The organism is Clostridium yunnanense, assembly GCF_016595795.1.
GTDB lineage: Bacteria > Bacillota > Clostridia > Clostridiales > Clostridiaceae > Clostridium_AR > Clostridium_AR yunnanense.
On the sequence record NZ_JAENHN010000066.1, the window covers coordinates 222,178 to 241,332 of the forward strand.

Annotated in this window: 18 protein-coding genes; all 18 read left to right on the forward strand. The window is 31.0% G+C overall.

Translation table 11 applies throughout. The features are described 5' to 3' along the window. Positions 1–14: 14 nt before the first annotated feature. The 18 genes from sigE to JHL18_RS24725 all read left to right on the forward strand — a co-directional run bounded on the left by sigE (position 15) and on the right by JHL18_RS24725 (position 18,922). A complete protein-coding gene (gene sigE / locus JHL18_RS24640) occupies positions 15–722 on the forward strand; it encodes an RNA polymerase sporulation sigma factor SigE (RefSeq protein WP_200274255.1) in 708 nt (235 codons plus the stop codon). Between the two features lie 174 nt (positions 723–896). Continuing rightward, a complete protein-coding gene (gene sigG, locus JHL18_RS24645; protein ID WP_200274257.1) occupies positions 897–1,670 on the forward strand; it encodes an RNA polymerase sporulation sigma factor SigG in 774 nt (257 codons plus the stop codon). 229 nt (positions 1,671–1,899) lie between these two features. Next, positions 1,900–2,160, forward strand: a complete 261-nt coding sequence (locus JHL18_RS24650; protein WP_200274259.1) for a YlmC/YmxH family sporulation protein — start codon at positions 1,900–1,902, stop codon at positions 2,158–2,160. 143 nt (positions 2,161–2,303) lie between these two features. Next, positions 2,304–2,777 carry a transcriptional regulator NrdR gene (gene nrdR / locus JHL18_RS24655; protein WP_128216053.1) on the forward strand — a complete coding sequence of 158 codons (474 nt, stop codon included), beginning with the start codon at positions 2,304–2,306 and terminating at the stop codon, positions 2,775–2,777. A gap of 425 nt (positions 2,778–3,202) precedes the next feature. Beyond that, positions 3,203–3,928 (forward strand): peptidoglycan editing factor PgeF, encoded by a 726-nt coding sequence (pgeF, locus tag JHL18_RS24660; protein ID WP_200274261.1) that lies wholly within the window; start codon positions 3,203–3,205, stop codon positions 3,926–3,928. A gap of 12 nt (positions 3,929–3,940) precedes the next feature. Next, positions 3,941–4,639, forward strand: coding sequence for a response regulator transcription factor (locus tag JHL18_RS24665; RefSeq protein ID WP_200274263.1), 699 nt, complete (start codon positions 3,941–3,943; stop codon positions 4,637–4,639). 3 nt (positions 4,640–4,642) lie between these two features. Further along, the gene (gene pnpS, locus JHL18_RS24670; protein ID WP_200274265.1) at positions 4,643–6,346 is read left to right on the forward strand and encodes a two-component system histidine kinase PnpS; all 1,704 of its coding nucleotides are present in this window, start codon (positions 4,643–4,645) and stop codon (positions 6,344–6,346) included. Between the two features lie 436 nt (positions 6,347–6,782). Further along, positions 6,783–8,783, forward strand: a complete 2,001-nt coding sequence (locus JHL18_RS24675) for a methyl-accepting chemotaxis protein (RefSeq protein WP_200274267.1) — start codon at positions 6,783–6,785, stop codon at positions 8,781–8,783. Between the two features lie 160 nt (positions 8,784–8,943). Then, complete coding sequence (locus JHL18_RS24680; protein ID WP_200274269.1) at positions 8,944–9,849, forward strand: PstS family phosphate ABC transporter substrate-binding protein; 906 nt, start codon at positions 8,944–8,946, stop codon at positions 9,847–9,849. Between the two features lie 188 nt (positions 9,850–10,037). Then, a complete protein-coding gene (pstC, locus tag JHL18_RS24685) occupies positions 10,038–10,928 on the forward strand; it encodes a phosphate ABC transporter permease subunit PstC (protein ID WP_200274271.1) in 891 nt (296 codons plus the stop codon). Beyond that, positions 10,928–11,827 carry a phosphate ABC transporter permease PstA gene (gene pstA, locus JHL18_RS24690; RefSeq protein WP_200274273.1) on the forward strand — a complete coding sequence of 300 codons (900 nt, stop codon included), beginning with the start codon at positions 10,928–10,930 and terminating at the stop codon, positions 11,825–11,827. The genes pstC and pstA overlap by 1 nt, the downstream gene beginning before the upstream one ends. 11 nt (positions 11,828–11,838) lie before the next feature. Continuing rightward, complete coding sequence (gene pstB / locus JHL18_RS24695; RefSeq protein ID WP_200274275.1) at positions 11,839–12,588, forward strand: phosphate ABC transporter ATP-binding protein PstB; 750 nt, start codon at positions 11,839–11,841, stop codon at positions 12,586–12,588. 23 nt (positions 12,589–12,611) lie between these two features. Further along, positions 12,612–13,268, forward strand: a complete 657-nt coding sequence (gene phoU / locus JHL18_RS24700) for a phosphate signaling complex protein PhoU (RefSeq protein ID WP_200274277.1) — start codon at positions 12,612–12,614, stop codon at positions 13,266–13,268. Between the two features lie 557 nt (positions 13,269–13,825). Further along, positions 13,826–15,160, forward strand: coding sequence for a DUF512 domain-containing protein (locus tag JHL18_RS24705; protein ID WP_200274279.1), 1,335 nt, complete (start codon positions 13,826–13,828; stop codon positions 15,158–15,160). A 2-nt stretch (positions 15,161–15,162) separates the two neighbouring features. Then, entirely contained in the window at positions 15,163–16,479 is a 1,317-nt protein-coding gene (gene der / locus JHL18_RS24710; RefSeq protein ID WP_200274281.1) for a ribosome biogenesis GTPase Der, read from the forward strand. Positions 16,480–16,482: 3 nt separating this feature from the next. Then, on the forward strand, positions 16,483–17,478 hold the full coding sequence (locus JHL18_RS24715) for an NAD(P)H-dependent glycerol-3-phosphate dehydrogenase (protein ID WP_200274283.1): 996 nt from the start codon (positions 16,483–16,485) through the stop codon (positions 17,476–17,478). Positions 17,479–17,880: 402 nt separating this feature from the next. Then, on the forward strand, positions 17,881–18,210 hold the full coding sequence (locus JHL18_RS24720) for a hypothetical protein (RefSeq protein WP_200274285.1): 330 nt from the start codon (positions 17,881–17,883) through the stop codon (positions 18,208–18,210). 34 nt (positions 18,211–18,244) lie between these two features. Next, positions 18,245–18,922, forward strand: coding sequence for a lysozyme inhibitor LprI family protein (locus JHL18_RS24725; protein WP_200274287.1), 678 nt, complete (start codon positions 18,245–18,247; stop codon positions 18,920–18,922). Positions 18,923–19,155 lie beyond the last annotated feature (233 nt).

Consider the following 19,155-nt stretch of genomic DNA (forward strand, 5'->3'; position numbering starts at 1 on the left):
GGGGTGTTATTTACATGATAAGTATTAGCGTTTTAATCAACAGGATATTAACAAAAATGAAGTTGTTTGCAAAAAATATATATTACGTTGGAGGTAATGATGCACTTCCACCACCTTTAACAAAAGAAGAAGAAGAAAACCTAGTTCTTAAGCTTATTGGTGGTGACGATACAATAAGGAGTATACTCATTGAGAGAAATCTTAGATTGGTAGTATATATAGCAAGGAAGTTTGAGAATACTGGAGTAGGTGTAGAAGACTTAATTTCTGTGGGGACAATAGGTTTAATTAAGGCTGTTAATACCTTTAATCCAGAAAAAAAGATAAAGCTAGCTACATATGCATCTAGATGCATTGAAAATGAAATACTTATGTATTTGAGACGAAACAGTAAAGTAAAAGCAGAAATATCCTTCTATGAACCTTTAAATATTGATTGGGATGGAAATGAACTTCTGCTGTCAGATATTTTAGGGACTGATAATGACATAGTTTATAATCTAATTGAAGATGAGGTAGATAAGCAGCTGTTGTTCATGGCAATGAAGAATTTAAGTGAAAGAGAGAAGGAAATAGTAAAATTGAGATTTGGCTTGTATGGTGCAAGAGAAAAAACTCAAAAAGAAGTAGCTGATATGCTTGGAATATCACAGTCATATATTTCGAGGCTAGAAAAGAAAATAATTAAAAGACTAAAAAAAGAAATTAACAAGATGGTTTAAATATATAGTTTTATTAAAAAATCTTCATACATTATTAGGGGTTTTAAGTATAAAAATGAAATTGTCAAGTGCTTTATAAATAATTATAAATTTTTAAAATCGTATAAAAATGGCTCCCATAGGAAATAATTTTTAATGCAGTAGTATCTATTACTTATAAGGGGTTGATTACACATGATAATCAATAAAGTAGAAATATGCGGAGTCAATACCTCTAAACTTCCTGTTTTGAGGGAAAAAGAAATGAAGTCATTACTTCTTCAAATGAAGGATGGCAAACAGGGAGCTAGAGAGATATTTATTAATGGAAATTTAAGATTAGTATTAAGTGTTATTCAAAGATTTAATAATAGAGGCGAGAATGTAGATGATCTATTTCAAGTAGGTTGTATAGGTTTAATGAAGGCTATAGATAACTTTGATTTATCTCAAAATGTTAAATTTTCTACTTATGCAGTGCCGATGATAATAGGAGAAATAAGACGTTATCTAAGAGATAACAATGCTATAAGAGTAAGCAGATCATTAAGAGATATTGCATATAGAGCTTTGCTTGTTCGAGATAAATTAGTAAATGATAATAATAAAGAGCCTACTATTTCACAAATAGCTAAAGAATTAAAAATACCTAGAGAAGAAGTTGTATTTGCATTAGATGCAATACAAGATCCGGTATCGTTATTTGAACCTATCTATCATGATGGGGGAGATGCAATCTATGTAATGGATCAAATATCAGATAGCAAAAATCAAGACGATAATTGGCTCGAAAACATTTCTATAAAAGAAGCTATGAAAAAATTGAATGATAGAGAAAAACTTATACTTACTCTTAGATTCTTTAATGGAAGAACCCAGATGGAGGTAGCTGACGAAATTGGTATATCACAAGCTCAGGTATCAAGGCTGGAAAAGACTGCATTAAAGCATATGAGAAAGTATGTTTAGAGCTCATTTGAGCTCTATTTTTTACTGTAAAGGAAAGTAAGAAAGTTCTGAGTTAGCTAAACCTATAAATTTCAATGGTTATAGAAGTTTTTTATGATTATACAGTAAAAAAGTAAAACTTATATAGATTTTAGGAAAATGTGATTTTGATATTTAATTATTTTTAGGAGAAGGATGATATCATTTTATACAAATTTCTATCATATATTTTTATATGGAGGGATGTTAGATGGAATTGAATATGCATTCATTAAATAATCTAAGAGTCATGGAGGTAGTTGATATAAATCTAGGAGCAAAACTTGGTTATATTAGAGATTTAAAGATTGATTGTGATGAAAGTAAAATAGTAGCTATATTGATACCTGTCCAGAAAAGTAACTGGTTTGGAAAAATGGACATGCTTGAAATACCTTGGGAAGATGTGGTCAAAATTGGTGTAGATGTTATATTGGTTAATAGTAAGGAAAAAACTGTATCAGATATGTAGCAAAAATAGTAATAAGTGTGTATAATAAATATATTATAGATAATCACTTATATGCTAATGAAGGAATTTAAAGTTAGTGTTAGGTTAGCTTATTCAATAAAATCAAGTCAAGGAAGTTGCATTAATGAAAGGGCGTGAATAGCTTGAGATGTCCATACTGCTCATACGAAGAAAGTAAGGTTGTTGATTCCAGATCAACTGAGGATTATACAGCCATAAGACGAAGAAGAGAGTGCTTAAAATGTGGTAAGAGATATACTACTTATGAGAAGGTTGAAGACATACCAACTTTGGTTATAAAGAAAGATTCTACTAGAGAGAATTTTAATAAAGAAAAATTAATCAATGGATTAATAAAAGCATGTCAAAAGAGGCCGGTATCTAGAAGGCAAATAGAGGATATTGCTGATGACATTGAAAAGACAATAAGTAATAAGATGCTTACAGAGGTTAGCACTGATTACATAGGCGAGATGGTAATGGATAGATTAAAAAATATTGATGAAGTTTCTTACGTAAGATTTGCATCAGTGTATAGGCAATTTAAAGACATAAATACTTTTATGGAAGAAATAAAAAATTTGATGGGATTATCAGAAGAACTACATAAAAAGTAGTTCTTTTATTTTAAGGTACATTAAAGCAATATATTGAAATCAAATGGTTATTCATCCGATGCTTTAATGAGCTTACGCAAAGAATTAATATGATTTTTTCATATTCCATGGCTAAAACTGTAAACTCACTACGTTCGAACAGTACAGTTTATTAACGCCATTACATATAAAAAAATCATTTAATTCTAATAGCTCGCTCATAGAGCATCTACTGCATAACCATTTGATTTCAAAAATAATCTTAAATATGATATTACTTTAACATAGAAAATTGCCTAGGAAATAAGATTACTTGTTAAATCTTAGTTAAAGTTAGTTAAAATAACTTTGCTTTTATTTGATTTATGTAATGATAATGTTAAAATTATAAGTGTAAAGAGTTAAAAAGTTTATTAATTTACCTAAAATGTAAAGGAAGTTAATTTATGAAAGAGAAAGTGTTAAATGATTTTCAGATTTTAACCTATGAAGATTCGCTAGTTGAATTGGGGGTAACAACTGCTTTTAATAATGCAAATTTTAAGTTTGATACTGAAGAAGGAAAAAATAATTTAACAAAACTTAAAAATGCTTTGGAAGTTAAAAAAATTTGTTATTTAAAGCAAATCCACAGTGATAAAATCATTATAGTGAATGATGATGAAATTTTAAATGATCAAGTTGAAGGGGATTCACTTATTACATCTAGTGTAAATACTATTATTGGTATATTTACAGCAGATTGTGTTCCAGTTTTAATATGGGACAGTAATAAAAAAGTAATTGCAGCAGTTCACAGTGGGTGGAAGGGTACTTTTGATAGTATTGTAAAAAAGACAATAGAAGTTATGATTAAAGATTTTAATTGTGAAAGCAGTTCTATTAAGATTTTTATAGGTCCGCATATAAGGCAGTGCTGTTATGAAGTAAGTGAAGAACTTATAGATAAGTTTAAGAAAAACTATTTATATGAAGAGGAAGATATTAATAATGGACGATTTTTAAGTCTTGAAAAATGTATTGAGGTACAGCTAAAGTATTTAGGTATAAATAAAGATAATATAATAAAGAGCACTTCTTGTACCTTATGTGAAAAAAATACAAAACTACATTCTTACAGAAAAGATGGGGAGCATTCAGGAAGAATGTTTACCTACATCTATTTTAAATAACGGAGGAACATTATGGCTGATGAAAAAATTCTTATAGTAGATGATGAAGAACATATAGTTGAACTTATGAAATTTAATTTAGAAAATGCAGGATTCAAAATAATAACAGCTTACAATGGAATTGATGCTATAAAGCTTACTAAATCGGAGCATCCTCGTTTAGTGTTGTTAGATCTTATGTTGCCAGGATTAGATGGATTTGATGTTTGCAAGGAAATAAGAAAGGATTCTATGACTGCTAATATCCCGATTATCATGACTACAGCAAAAGGTGAAGAACTTGATAAGATATTGGGGCTTGAGTTAGGAGCAGATGATTATATAACAAAGCCTTTCTCCATAAGAGAACTTGTGGCGAGAGTAAAGGCTGTACTTAGAAGAACTGTAAGTACTCCATCCTTTGAAAAGTCATTAAATATTGGGAATCTTACAATTGATTTCTTAAAACATGATGTACTTAGGAATGGTGAAAAAGTAGAGCTAACATTAAAGGAATTTGAACTTTTAGAAACCTTGGTTCAAAATAGAGGTAAGGTTTTAACTAGAGATATGCTTTTAGACAAGATTTGGGGTTATGAGTATATTGGAGAAACAAGGACTGTAGATGTTCATATAAGACATTTAAGAAAAAAAATTGAGGATGATGATAAAAATCCTAGATTTATAGAAACAATAAGAGGAATTGGATATAGATTTTCAAGCGGAGAATAGTTTATGAAGAAAAAAATAATGTTTTCGGTAATCATTACAATAATATTTTCATTAGTTGTAGTAACATCTTCTTTTATAGCAATATCTAATTATCAGTATTTAGAGAATTCTAAGGCAAATTTAAAGCATTATAATGATTTGCTTTCAACTTTAATACTTGCAAATGACCCTGATAAGATAGCTAAACTAAATCAAGTGAAAGCGCTTGACAGGGAAATAAGATTTACGTATATAAGCAAGTCAGGAATTGTAGAATTTGATACAGATAAGCGTCTTGAAGATCTTGATAACCATATTACAAGGGTGGAGATAGCGCAGGCTATAAAAAGTGGTGAAGGATCAAGTGTAAGATTTAGTAAAAGCTTAAATAAAAATCTAGTTTACTATGCAACTAAGCTCCAAGACGGTAGTATTGTGAGAACTTCAATACCGCTAGATAACGTAAAAATATTTCAAGACACTAACATAAAATACTATCTAATAACTTTGGTTTTCGTATTAGTTTTATCAGTAGTTCTTTCTCTAAAGCTAACTAGATTTATAGTTGATCCTGTAAAAGAATTAGAGATTATTACGGCAAGAATAGCAAGAGGAGAATTAGATGGTAGAGTTAGGGTGAGCTCTGTTGATGAACTTGGAAGTCTAGGAATGACTTTTAACGAAATGGCAGATAAGCTTGAAGTTACTATGGATGAATTAATTGATAAACAAAATAGACTTGAAGCCATATTAAAAAGTATGGATAGTGGGGTTATTGCAGTTGATAGAAGTCATAAGGTAATAATGATTAACCCGTATGCTGAAAAAATATTCGGAATAGACAAAGATATAATCGGAGAAACTCTTATGGATCATATAAGAGATTTTGAATTAGATAATGTTTTTGAGACGTCTAATGCATATAAAGAGATAAAGATAATCTGGCCACAAGAAAGAGAATTAAGAGTAAGAACTGCAGAGATAATTAATGATGGAGAACACATAGGTACTGTAGCAGTTGTTCAGGATATAACTGATATAAAGAAACTTGAAAATATGAGGTCGCAATTTGTTGCTAATGTGTCTCATGAACTTAAAACTCCCCTAACATCTATAAAAGGGTTCGCTGAAACTTTAAAATATGTAGATGATGAAGAAAATAGGCAAAAGTTTTTAAACATTATAAATGAAGAAGCAGAAAGATTGACAAGACTTATAAATGACATATTATCCTTATCTAATATAGAACAAAATATAGAATGTACAAGAATAAACTTTAGTGGAGATAGAATAATAGAAGATGTCTATACCTTAATGAAAATCGAAGCTGAAAAGAAGAATATAAAGCTGTCTGCAGATCTAAAAAATACACTTTCATTAGTAGGGGATCCAGATAAGTTTAAACAGATGATGATAAACCTTATTGATAATGCAGTGAAGTATTCAGAAGAAGGGGATTCGGTTTTAATAACTTCAAGCAATAAAAAAGGTATTATAACTTATACTGTAGAAGACACTGGAATTGGTATACCTAAGAAGGATGTAGCAAGAGTATTTGAAAGATTCTATAGAGTTGATAAAGCTAGGTCCAGGGCTAAAGGTGGAACGGGCTTAGGACTTGCTATCGTCAAGCATATAGTTAAGACCTTCAATGGAAATATCGATGTTGAGAGCCAACTTGGGGTAGGTACTAAATTCATCATAAAGATAAAGGGTGCAAAAGAATAACGCAAAAAAAGATAAAGGTTAAAGGATTTTGAGATAATCATAATTCTTTAGCCTTTATCTTTTTTTACTGTATAGGAAAACGTAAAATTTTTGCTTTAATTAAGCTAAATATTTCAATGGTTATAGGAAACTCTTATTTTAACAATTCATTTAAATAGATTTAATAATGTATTAATAAAACCTAGGAATTTACCTATAGTTAACAGTGCTTCACGCAGGCTTAATATTGGTTAATCTTAGCTTAATAGTTTTTATGTAAAATATACATAGACATACTACTTCATATTGAAATTTTTTTAAATAATGCTTAGAGGTTCTTCAAAAGCATTGTTTTAAGTTTAATGACTGAAGTAGTATGTCTATACATTAGAAACGAAATTTTCAACAATAAGAGAAAATAGCGCATTGTAAAAATGCCTGAGGGGGAGTTATTTGTATGAAAAAAAGGAAGATATCAATAAAAATTGTAACAATAATTAGTCTTTTCCTTATAGTGTTCACGGTCATTACAAATTATTCTATTTATGCTGTAGCAAATAATAAGATAATGAACTCAAATTATAACAATATGAAGATTATCACCAGTGAAATAGGAAATAGTTTTAAGTCCTCCATAGCATATCAAATAGAAAATTTGAAAAGTATAGGTAAGGAGAATGTTTTAACAGAATACTACGGAAGTAATCTAAGCGAAGAAAAACAAATGAACTTAAATGAGAGATTAAAGAAGGTTTCTACAAGCTATGATGAAGCGATTTTTGTAACTGATAAAAAAGGTGTAATTAAAGCTAGTTCAAATGACCAATATATGAGTTTAGATATTTCATCAAAAGAATGCTTTAAAGCTACACAGGCGGGAAAAGAAGCAATTGGATCTGTGGAAAGTTCAATTATAACTGGAAAGTTTATAGTATACTTCATAGTTCCAGTAGAAGATCAATATGGAACCATAGTTGGGGCGGTAGGAAAAGTTCTTGATAGCAGTTATTTCTCTGAAAGATTTAATTCTTTTAAATTTCTTAATACAGGATTTGTCTTTATGGTAGATAGTTCTAATAAAATTGTATATCACCCAGATATGCACAAGATTAATAAACCTATATCTATAAAAGAGATTGCAAGCCTAATTAAAAATCCAAAGTATTTGACTAAAGATAATAGCAATATAGAATTATATGAAGATAGTGGAAAGTCAATGGTGGCTGAAACTCTTACAATACCTGAGCTGAAGATGATGGTTGTACTTGCTGCAAATAAAGCAGAGATTCTTGAGGCTTCTACATACATAGGAAAAGTTTTGATAATGCTTGGAATTATTGAGCAAATAATCTTAATTCCATTAATAATTATTATGATAAATTCGGTACTCAAACCTCTTAAAAATCTGACTAATAGTACAAGGAAAATATCTGAAGGTGATCTTACTGTTTTAAGTAGTGTTAATAGTAAAGATGAATTGGGAGATTTATCAAACAACTTTGACCAGATGATCGGAAACATAAGGGTTCTAATAAATGAGATAAAAGGTTCAGCAAATGATTTGCTTAATATAAATGAGTGTTTTTCAGCAGTTCAAGAAGATAATCATGAAGGTATGACCTTTATAAAGGCGTCATCTAAAGTTATGGTTGATGAAACTAGAAATATAGATGATGCGATAAAATGGTGTATCGAAGGTTTTGAAAGATATGAAGAAAAGCTAAACGAAATTAATATGAAATCAGAAAAAATGTACAAGCATGCAAGTTCTATTAGAACAGTGAACAGTGAAGGAATGAATTCTATATATGAACTAAGAGATATAGGTAATAATGCAGGTATTAACTTTAGTGCTATAAATCAAAGTATAAAAAAACTCATAACAAATTTGGATAGTATAAATGCAATAGCTCAAGGTGTAACTAATATATCAACTCAGACAAATATATTATCACTTAATGCTTCAATAGAGGCTGCAAGAGCAGGTGAGTTTGGGAAGAGTTTTTCTGTTGTAGCAGAAGAAATAGGAAAGCTCTCAAAGTCTATTGAAAGAGAGATGAAATCAATTAATAGTTTAATCAAAGTAATAAATAGCAACATAAGCGAGACGTCAGAAAGTATGGATGAGCTTAATAGCTTCTTTAATATGCAGGTAGATGTATTAAATATAAGTGTAGATAAATTTAATACAATTATAAAGAGCACAGACAAGATTATTGGATATATACAGGATGTCAGTACAAATATAACTGGAATTAATAATGATAAGAATGAAATGAATAAAAGATTATCAGATGTTAACACTACATTTGAGGAATTTAACAAAAGTATTGAAGAAATTTCAGCTTCTGTTAATAAGCAATGGGAAGATTCAGCAATGCTGGATGAGGTTAAATACTCTATGAATCAGACGGTTTCTAAGCTTCAGAGCTCCATATCAAGCTTTAAAGTTGATTAATTTAAGTTCATAAAATATATACACTTTGTTAAATAAAATTTACATGGTTGTAAGATTACTTAACAAACAGCTAATACTCACTTAACTTAAGGATAATATAATTTATTATGTAAGGTAGATAAATAATAAATTAGTAAATAAAATTTGGAGGTTATCAAATATGAATAAAAGAAGTTTAAAATTCGGTGTAATCGCACTAGCATTAACTATGGCAACTGGAATTTTCGCAGGATGTGCTTCAAAGAGTGATAACACAACTACAGATTCAGGAAAAGAAGCAGCTGTGGCTGGATCAATAACTTTATCAGGGTCAACGGCTTTACAACCCTTAGCAGAAAAAGCAGCAGCAAATTTCTCTGCTAAGAATAAAGATGCAGTAATAAATGTACAAGGCGGAGGAAGTGGAACTGGGTTAACTCAAGTTTTACAAGGTGCTGTGGAGATAGGTAACTCAGATGTTACTGCTGAAGAAAAGTTAAAAGCTGAGGAAGCAAAACAATTAGTAGATCATAAGGTTGCGGCTATAGGATTTGCTATAACTGTAAGTAAAGATGTTCCAGTAACTTCACTTACTAAAGATCAAATTGCTGGGATATTCTCAGGAAATATAAAGAATTGGAAAGAGATAGATGGTAAAACTGATTTAGAAATAAAAGTTGTTCATAGACCAGCTTCTTCAGGTACAAGATCAACTTTCATTAAAACAGTATTAGGTGGTAAAAAGGAACTTGAAAGCGACAAAATTGGTACAGTACAAGAAGCTAATGGTTCTGTTAAGACTACGCTTGAGAGTACAAAAGGTTCAATAAGTTATGTTGCATTATCATACTTACTTGATGAAGAAGCAAAAAAATCATTAAAAACTGTAGCAATTGACGGAGTTGAACCAACTAAAGAAAATATAACTACAGGAAAATATATATTCTGGGCATGGGAACATATGTATACAAAAGGAGAAGCTAAGGAATTATCAAAAGCATTTATAGAATATATAATGAGTGCTGATAATAAAAAGACTGTTGAAGATTTAGGTTTTGTATCAGTAACAGACATGAAAGTACAGTAATTAAAACAAATAGCTTTTAAGACTGGCGTATGCCAGTCTTAAGGTGTTTCTATATTCCTAAAGGTAAATTTCGAAAAAATCTATGTTTAGGTTAATGATTTTCTTATGTAATTCAGTATGTAAATATATCGAAAGACACTTATCTGTTTAAGATGGTGTATCACAATAAATATTATGAGGGAAGAGTTATGAAAAAAAGAAGTTTTTGGCAGAAATTAAAATCTGAATATATTGGCAAAGGTTTTGCAGTGTTTTGTGGGCTTTTAATAGTGGTATTGACTCTATCCATTATATTTTTTATAGCGTCAAGAGGATTGAATTTGTTCACAAAAGATAAGTATTCTATATTTAAATTTTTATTTAGTACAAATTGGACTCCAAATGCAGATTCTCCTCAATTTGGAGCGTTGACTCTTATTGCAGGCTCTACAGCGGTTTCTATTGGTGCGGTAATAGTAAGCACGCCAATAGCTATATCTCTTGCAATTTTTATGAATATGATTTCTACAAAGTATGGTAAAAAATTTCTTCAGCCAGCCTTAGAACTTTTCGTTGGTATACCTTCAGTTGTATATGGATGGATCGGACTTAGTGTGCTCGTTCCATTGATTAGAAATTATTTCGGTGGTGACGGTTCTAGCCTTCTAGCAGGGATCTTAGTTCTTAGTGTTATGATTCTTCCAACCATTGCATCCTTATCTTCTGATGCAATAAGAACTATACCTAATGATTATATAGAAGCAGCTTACGGTTTAGGATCTACCAGATGGCAAACTATTTATAAAGTAGTAGTTCCAGCTGCTAAAGGCGGAGTACTTACAGCCGTAGTACTAGGGCTTGCAAGAGCTTTTGGGGAAGCACTGGCAGTTCAAATGGTAATAGGAAATACAGTAAAGATTCCAGGAAGCCTTCTTCAATCTACCACTACGCTAACCAGTGTTCTTACAATGGATATGGCAAATACAGCTTTTGGTTCAATGTGGAATAATGCTTTATGGTCACTAGCATTTATGTTACTGATAATATCCTTTATATTTATAGTTATAGTTAGAAGTATAGGAAAAAGAGGTGAAGCATAATGAAGGCTAAAACTGCAGATAAGATTGCTACTACCGTACTTTATGTAATTTCAACATCAATAGTATTGCTTTTAGTGGCGTTCTTGGGTTATATTTTATTCAAAGGTGTAGGAATGATTAACTTTAATTTCCTATTCGGTCAATCAAAGAGTGGTGTAGCAGGTGGTGGTATAGGACCACAGTTATTTAACTCCTTTTACATGTTAATAGTCTCTCTTATAATTACTGTTCCTATAGGACTTGGTGCAGGAATTTATCTTTCTGAGTATGCAGGACAGGGAAGATTTGTTAACTTTTTGAGACTTTGTATAGAAACAATGTCTTCACTTCCTTCTATAGTTGTCGGTCTCTTTGGTCTTTTGGTATTTGTTACTCTTGCAGGATGGAAATACTCAGTTTTAGCTGGTGCTTTATCGGTAAGTATATTAAATCTTCCTTCCATGACAAGAGTAAGTGAAAATGCTATAAGAGAAGCATCAAAAAAGGTTAAAGAGGCAAGTGTTGGGCTTGGCGCAACACGATTTCAAACTATAAGAAAGATTACGTTGCCTTATGCTATGCCTCAGATATTGACAGGTATTATATTATCTGCAGGAAGAATATTCGGTGAAGCAGCAGCTTTCTTATACACAGCAGGGATGAGCGCGCCTTTGTTTAAATTTGATAGATTTTCACTTTTTGGCATGAGCTCAGTTGATAAGATTTCTGCTTACGATTTATTTAGACCGGCAGAAACATTGGCGGTTCATATATATAAATTGAAATCAGAAGGTACAGTTCCAGATGCAACAGCTATTGCAAATGGTGCTTCAGCAGTCTTAATAATAATGGTGCTATTATTTAATATAATTTCGAGATTAGTAGGTAATGCACTTTATAAGTCTTATAGTGGTAAGTAGGAGGATACAACATGTCAATAATTACAACGAATAATTTAAACTTATATTATGGGAATAATCATGCACTAAAGGGTATAAGCCTTGATATAGAACCTAATACAGTAACTGCGCTTATCGGACCTTCTGGTTGTGGTAAGTCAACTTTCCTGAGAACTTTAAATAGGATGAATGATCTTATAGATTCTGTTAGAATAGAAGGTGATGTTTTCTTCGAAGGCAGAAATATTTATAATGATTTTGACGAAATAGAACTAAGAAAAAGAGTAGGTATGGTTTTCCAAAGACCAAATCCATTTCCAATGTCAATCTATGATAATATAGCCTATGGCCCAAGAATTCATGGGATAAAAAATAAGGCTAAGTTAGATGAAATAATCGAGAAAAGTCTTAGAGGCGCAGCTTTATGGGATGAAGTTAAGGATAGATTAAAGAAAAGCGCTTTAGGTCTTTCTGGTGGCCAACAGCAAAGACTTTGTATAGCAAGAACTCTTGCAGTAGAACCAGAAGTCCTTTTAATGGATGAACCAACTTCTGCACTTGATCCTATCTCAACGAATAAAATAGAAGAACTAATGGATACACTAAAAAAGACATACACTGTTATAATTGTAACTCATAATATGCAGCAAGCAGGAAGAATTGCTGATAATACAGCATTTTTCTTGACAGGAGAAGTAGTAGAATACGGAAAAACAGATGACATATTCTATAAGCCAAGAGATAAGAGAACAGAAGATTATATAACAGGTAGATTCGGTTAAAATTACTTTATGAGGTGATATAAATGACAAGAACATCTTTCGATTATGGTTTACAGCTTTTACATGATGACCTAATAAAAATGGGAAGCATTGTAGAAAAACAAATACACGGTTCAGTTGAATCCTTAGTTAATCAGGATGTGGAACTAGCTGAAAGAATAATAAAGGGTGACGATTTAGTAGATGATCTTCAAAGAGAAATTGAAGACAAGTGTATAAAGTTAATTGGAAGGGAGCAGCCTTTAGCAAAAGATTTGAGAAATATCTTTACAACTACAAAGATAGTTACAGATCTTGAAAGAATGGCTGACCATGCAGTTGATATAGCAAAGATAACAAGAAGACTTAAAGATGAAAAGTATATTAAAAAGTTAATAGATATACCTAAGATAGCAACAGTTGTTCAAGAAATGATTAAGCTTTCTATAGATGCATATATAGCAGGAGATTCAGATAAAGCTTATGAAATTTGTAAAATGGATGATGAAGTGGATGCTGTATATAAAAAGGTATTTACTGAGCTTTTAGCATATATGAATTCTCATCATGAGACAGTAACTCAAGCAAGCCAACTATTATTTGTATGTAAATACTTAGAAAGAATAGCTGATCACGTTACTAATATATGTGAATGGACTATCTATCTTGTTACTGGTAATTTTGTAGATCTTAATGAATAGTATATAGATGTACAGTTTCTTAGATTCATCGAAAGCATCATTTTGAGTATAAGGATTTAAGTAGTCTATCTGCTTTGCGGAGTAGATATACCATTTCCACGATTTTAAAATATACAAAAAATCATTTTAACTATGGTGAACAGGGTGTTTAATAAATATATATTTATTAAATATAAAATAGCTTGAAATCCTAAAGGATATTCGAGCTATTTTTTACTGTAAAAGAAAGTATAAAATGTTATGACTAATAAATCTAGTGATTTAAGTGATTATGATAAGTTTTTAAGCATTTACAGTGGAAAATGAAGCTATGATTAAGACTTTTGTTAAAATTCAGTGGCGCATCTATATTTGTGTTAAATGATTTTTAATAATAAATTTTCAGATAATATATATCTTTTTATGAAAATGGACAAAATTTATAATGAATAGGGTTTTTATCCTAAAAATTTTGCTTATTTAGAGTTATATGAAAATGAGTATGGAGCGGTAATTGTTGACTACTAAGGGCTAATAGGGTATATTACATATTGAAGTATTTTTCAGGAGTGAAAAAGATGAAAAACAAAATTGCGAAGATTCTTCCTGGTGGAATAGCAGAAGAATTAGGAATTGAAGTAGGAGATTACTTAATTTCAATAAATGAAACAGAAGTAAATGATGTTATAGACTATAAGTTTTTGATGGCAGAGGAATACTTAGATGTAGAAGTAGAAAAACCAGACGGTGAAGTTTGGGTTTATGAAATAGAGAAAGAATATGATGAAGACTTAGGCGTTGAGTTTGAGGCTTCTATAATGGATAAAGCAAAAAGTTGTTCTAATAAATGCATATTCTGTTTTATAGATCAATTACCTACAGGTATGAGAGAGACTTTATATTTTAAAGACGATGATTCAAGACTTTCATTTCTTCAAGGTAACTTTGTAACCTTAACAAATATGAAGGACTGTGACATAGATAGAATAATAAGATATAGAATAAGTCCGATTAATGTATCAGTACATACAACTAATCCAGAGCTTAGAGTTAAGATGTTAAACAACAGGTTTGCAGGTAATGTTTATGACAGGCTTAAGAGGCTAGCAGAAGCTGGCATTGAAATGAATGCTCAAATAGTAGTTGTACCTGGTATTAATAATGCTGAAGAGCTTCAAAGGACAGTTTTAGACCTATATAAGCTATATCCTTCTATCCAAAATATAGCTGCGGTTCCCATCGGGATAACCAAACATAGAGAAGGACTTGCAAAATTAGATATTTTTGATGGTGACAGTGCAAGAAAAGAAATTGAAATGGTAGAGAAACTTCAAGAAAAATTCATTAAAGAGATAGGTTCACCTTTTGTGAGATTATCTGACGAGTTTTATGTTTTAAGTAATTATAACATACCTGATGAAGATTTCTACGATGGGTATCATCAGATAGAAGATGGCGTAGGTGTTATAAGAATGCTTAGAAATACCATCGACAGAGATATATCAGAACTAAAAGACAATATAAATGGCCATTTCGCTATTGCTACAGGTGTTTCTGCCTATGATGAAGTAAAAAAAGTAGCAGATAGCATTATGAATAAAAATAATAATATAAAAATTGATGTTTATAAAGTTATAAATCATTTCTTTGGAGAAACTATTACAGTAAATGGACTTTTAACTGGTACAGATATTATAAATCAGCTAAAAGAAAGCCTTGAAGCACCATACCTTATAATGGCTGATAATATGTTCAGAAAAGGTTATGAATTAGGTGATTCTCAGGATAAGATAATGCTTGATGATCTAAAGATAAAAGATGTTGAAGAGCAGCTAGATGTGAAAGTCATTGTATGTGATTACACTGGAGAAGACTTAATACAAATTATAAACACATATTGTGAGGAGGAATAAACATGGGAAAACCAATAGTTGCTATAGTTGGACGTCCAAATGTAGGGAAATCTACATTGTTTAATAAATTAGCAGGAAAAAGAATATCTATAGTACAGGATACACCAGGAGTTACTAGAGATAGAGTTTATGCAGAGGCTGAGTGGTTAAATTATAAATTTACTATGATAGATACAGGTGGTATTGAACCAGAAAGTGAAGATGTTATAGTAAAACAAATGAGAAGACAGGCACAAATAGCTATTGAAACTGCAGATGTTATAGTGTTTATCGTTGACGGTAAGGAAGGTCTTACAGCAGCAGATAAAGAAGTTTCTCAAATGCTTAGAAAGAGTAAAAAACCTGTTGTACTTGTTGTAAATAAGATTGATAACTTAAAAGATGAAGCTAATGCTTACGAGTTCTATAATTTAGGTATAGGTGATCCTATAACAATATCGGCAACTCAAGGTCTTGCACTTGGAGATATGCTTGATAGAGTAGTAGAACACTTCAAAGAGCTTGGAACAGATGATGAAGAAGATGAATATGTAAGAATAGCTATGGTTGGTAAACCAAACGTAGGTAAATCATCTCTTATCAATAAGCTTCTGCGTGAAGATAGAGTAATAGTAAGTGATGTTCCTGGTACAACTAGAGATTCTATAGATAGTTACCTTGAAACAGAAGAAGGAAAGTTTATACTTATTGACACTGCTGGTCTTAGAAGAAAAAGCAAGGTTAAGGAAGAAATAGAAAGATATAGCGTTATCAGAACTTACGCTTCAATTGAAAGAGCAGATGTAGTTATTCTTATGATTGATGCTCAAGAAGGTGTTACTGATCAAGATGAAAAGATTATAGGCTTTGCTCATGAAATGAATAAAGCTATAATGGTTATAGTAAATAAGTGGGATTTGATTGAAAAAGATGATAAGACAATGAATACTTATCTAAAAGATCTTCAATCAAGCTTAAAGTTCTTATCCTACTCACCTTTCTTATTCATATCAGCATTAACTGGCCAAAGAGTGCATAAGGTATTAGAGATGGCTAAGGGCTGCTATGATAACTACTCAAAGAGAATATCTACTGGTATTCTTAATGATGTTATAAATAGAGCAGTACTAATGAAAGAGCCACCTGTAGTTGGACTTAAGAGACTTAAGATATATTACGCAACTCAAGTTGCAAACAAACCACCTAAATTTATATTCTTTGTAAATGACAGCAATGCGTTACATTTTTCTTACGGAAGATATCTTGAAAATCAGCTAAGAGAGAGCTTTGATTTTAAGGGAACAGGATTAGAAATAGAGTATAGAGAAAGGAAGGAATAAAATATGAATAAGGTGACTTTTTTAGGAGGAGGAAGCTTTGGAACAGCTTTATCAATTCTTCTAGCCAAAAAGGGTGTAACGGTGTCTATTTGGGACAGAGATAAAGAGGTTGTTGATGAAATAAACAACAAAAGAACAAATGATAGATACATTAAGGAGTTACACATTCCTGAAAATGTCACTGCCTATTACGATTTAGAGGAAGCACTTAAGGATACAGGGTGCTTAGTGCTTGCAGTACCTTCCCATGTTATAAGAAATGCTTGCAAATCACTAAAAGGAAAACTTCCAGAGGATATTGTTGTTGTAAGTATAGCTAAAGGAATTGAAGAAGGTACTGATTTAAGATTATCAGAAGTAATAGAGCAGGAGCTTAATAATCCAATAGTAATTTTATCTGGACCTTCTCATGCAGAAGAAGTTGCCTTAGAATACCCAACTACCTTAGTTGCAAGTTCTAAAGATATGTCAGCGGCTGAAAAAGTTCAGGATCTATTTATGGCTCCGCATCTTAGAATATATACCAATGATGATCTCGTTGGTGTAGAAATAGGTGGAGCAGTAAAAAATATAATTGCTTTAGCAGCTGGGGTTTGTGATGGTATAGGTTATGGAGACAATGCAAAAGCGGCGCTTATGACTAGAGGTATGATGGAGATAAGTAAAATAGGTTTTAAGCTTGGAGGAAAGATGGAAACTTTCTTTGGACTAACAGGTATGGGAGACCTTATTGTAACTTGTACAAGTATGCATTCTAGAAATAGAAGGGCTGGAATATTAATCGGTCAAGGTAAGAGCCTTGCTGAAGCAGAAAAAGAAGTAGGAATGGTTGTTGAAGGGGTTAAAGCCTGCAGAGCCTTCTACGAATTGAAAGAGAAACTTGGAGTTGATATGCCAATTACTGATATTCTTCATAGAATACTTTTTGATGGACTAAGCCCAAATGAAGCAGTTAGTGGACTTATGGAAAGAGATAAGAAGTCAGAAAAATATCAATAATAAATATAGATACTTAAAGACTTGCTTTTTAGGCAGGTTATAATACGGTGATAATCGTAGGTATAACTTGTAAATGAAAGCAAGTTTTTTTACTGTAAAGAAAAGTGAAAAAATTATGCCGATTAAAACTAGTTACAGTAAAAAAATAAAACTTATTTGCCGCCAAACTTCCCTCATATACATTCGAAAAGGCAGATGAGTTAAAAAAGCTAAATAAAGAAGGTCACTTCAGCGATTTTTTTAGTTAGGTAATTTAATTTGGAACACTATGCAATTTAAAAACATAAGCTTAATTATAGGCTTCAGAATCCATATATACTAAAATTTGCAATATATATGTTTTTTTTATATAATTAACAAAAAGAACATTGATAAATTAATATAACTAGAGGGAGTATACCTATGGATTTCTTTTTATCATTTTTATACTGTGTTATATCAGCCATTTTATCAGGAATAGTATTTTATATAATATTTAGTGCGTTAAATGAAAGTGTAATACAATTATTTGTACCTATTAAAAGAATCGTAAATAAGTTAAAGTGGAAGAATATTTTGCGAAGTATTAGCTTTTTAATTACAATATTTTTAGCTGTAAATATAAAAGATTTTTTTAACTTAGGAGATGTTTGGTTTGGAGTTATTATCGGTTTTTTTAATAGTTTAAGTGATATTATCTTTGAAACTGGGCTGGCTGCACCTAAAAAAGATAGAGTAACTAGGGAAAGTTAGAAATATAAAATTACTTTATGTTAGGAGAATAAATATGAGAAAGTCCATATTTTGTTTAGTATTTGCCATAGGATTAACCTTAGTGGGGTGCCAAAATAATGATGGAAGTAAGGTAGCTAGTGACTCCTCGAAAAATAGTATAGAAAGTAATAACAAAAATAATGCTGAGGATATTAATGGCATAATTGATAAGTTAGAAGCTTTGGTTAATGAAAAAAAATATGTAGAGGCAAATGAGCTAATAACTGAACTAAATAGTAAAGAATTAAATAATACTCAAAAGAATACTATCAATGACCTAAAGATAAAAGTTGCTTCATCAGTGGCTAATTCAAAAAATGACAATCAGAAAAACAATAAGCAACAATATAAAGAAAAATTAGATAAAGTGGAAAAAAGCCTTAAATACTTGGATGATCCTAAATATTCGGCTACGACTTTGGATATGCGTAAGGCAGCTGGTGAAACCTATAAGCAGTGGGATGGAGCTTTAAATGAAATTTACGGTGTGTTAAAGAAACAGTTATCACAAAGTGAGATAAACGAACTGCAGGCTGAAGAAGTAAAATGGATAACCTACAGGGATAAAAAAGCAGAAGAAGATTCAGCAAGAGTAAAAGGCGGGACATTGGAACCTGTAGAACATACTTATTCTTTAGCGAATACTACAAAAAGTAGATGCTATGAACTTGTAGAAAAGTATATGAAGTAGTTTTTACCTGCTTAATCCCAATAGATATACCAATTCCATATATAAATAAATGTTGCAATTCTAAGTTATAAATTATGATAATAATATTGGATATTGGTGAGTAAATTTATTTTTTTGAAAATAAAAGGCCACGCATGATTTATGGGATATACCCATTAATATGCATGGCCTTTACTCTTAATGATGGAGAAGCAATTTCAATTTGTTTATTTATTAGCGTGAAATGATTGAAT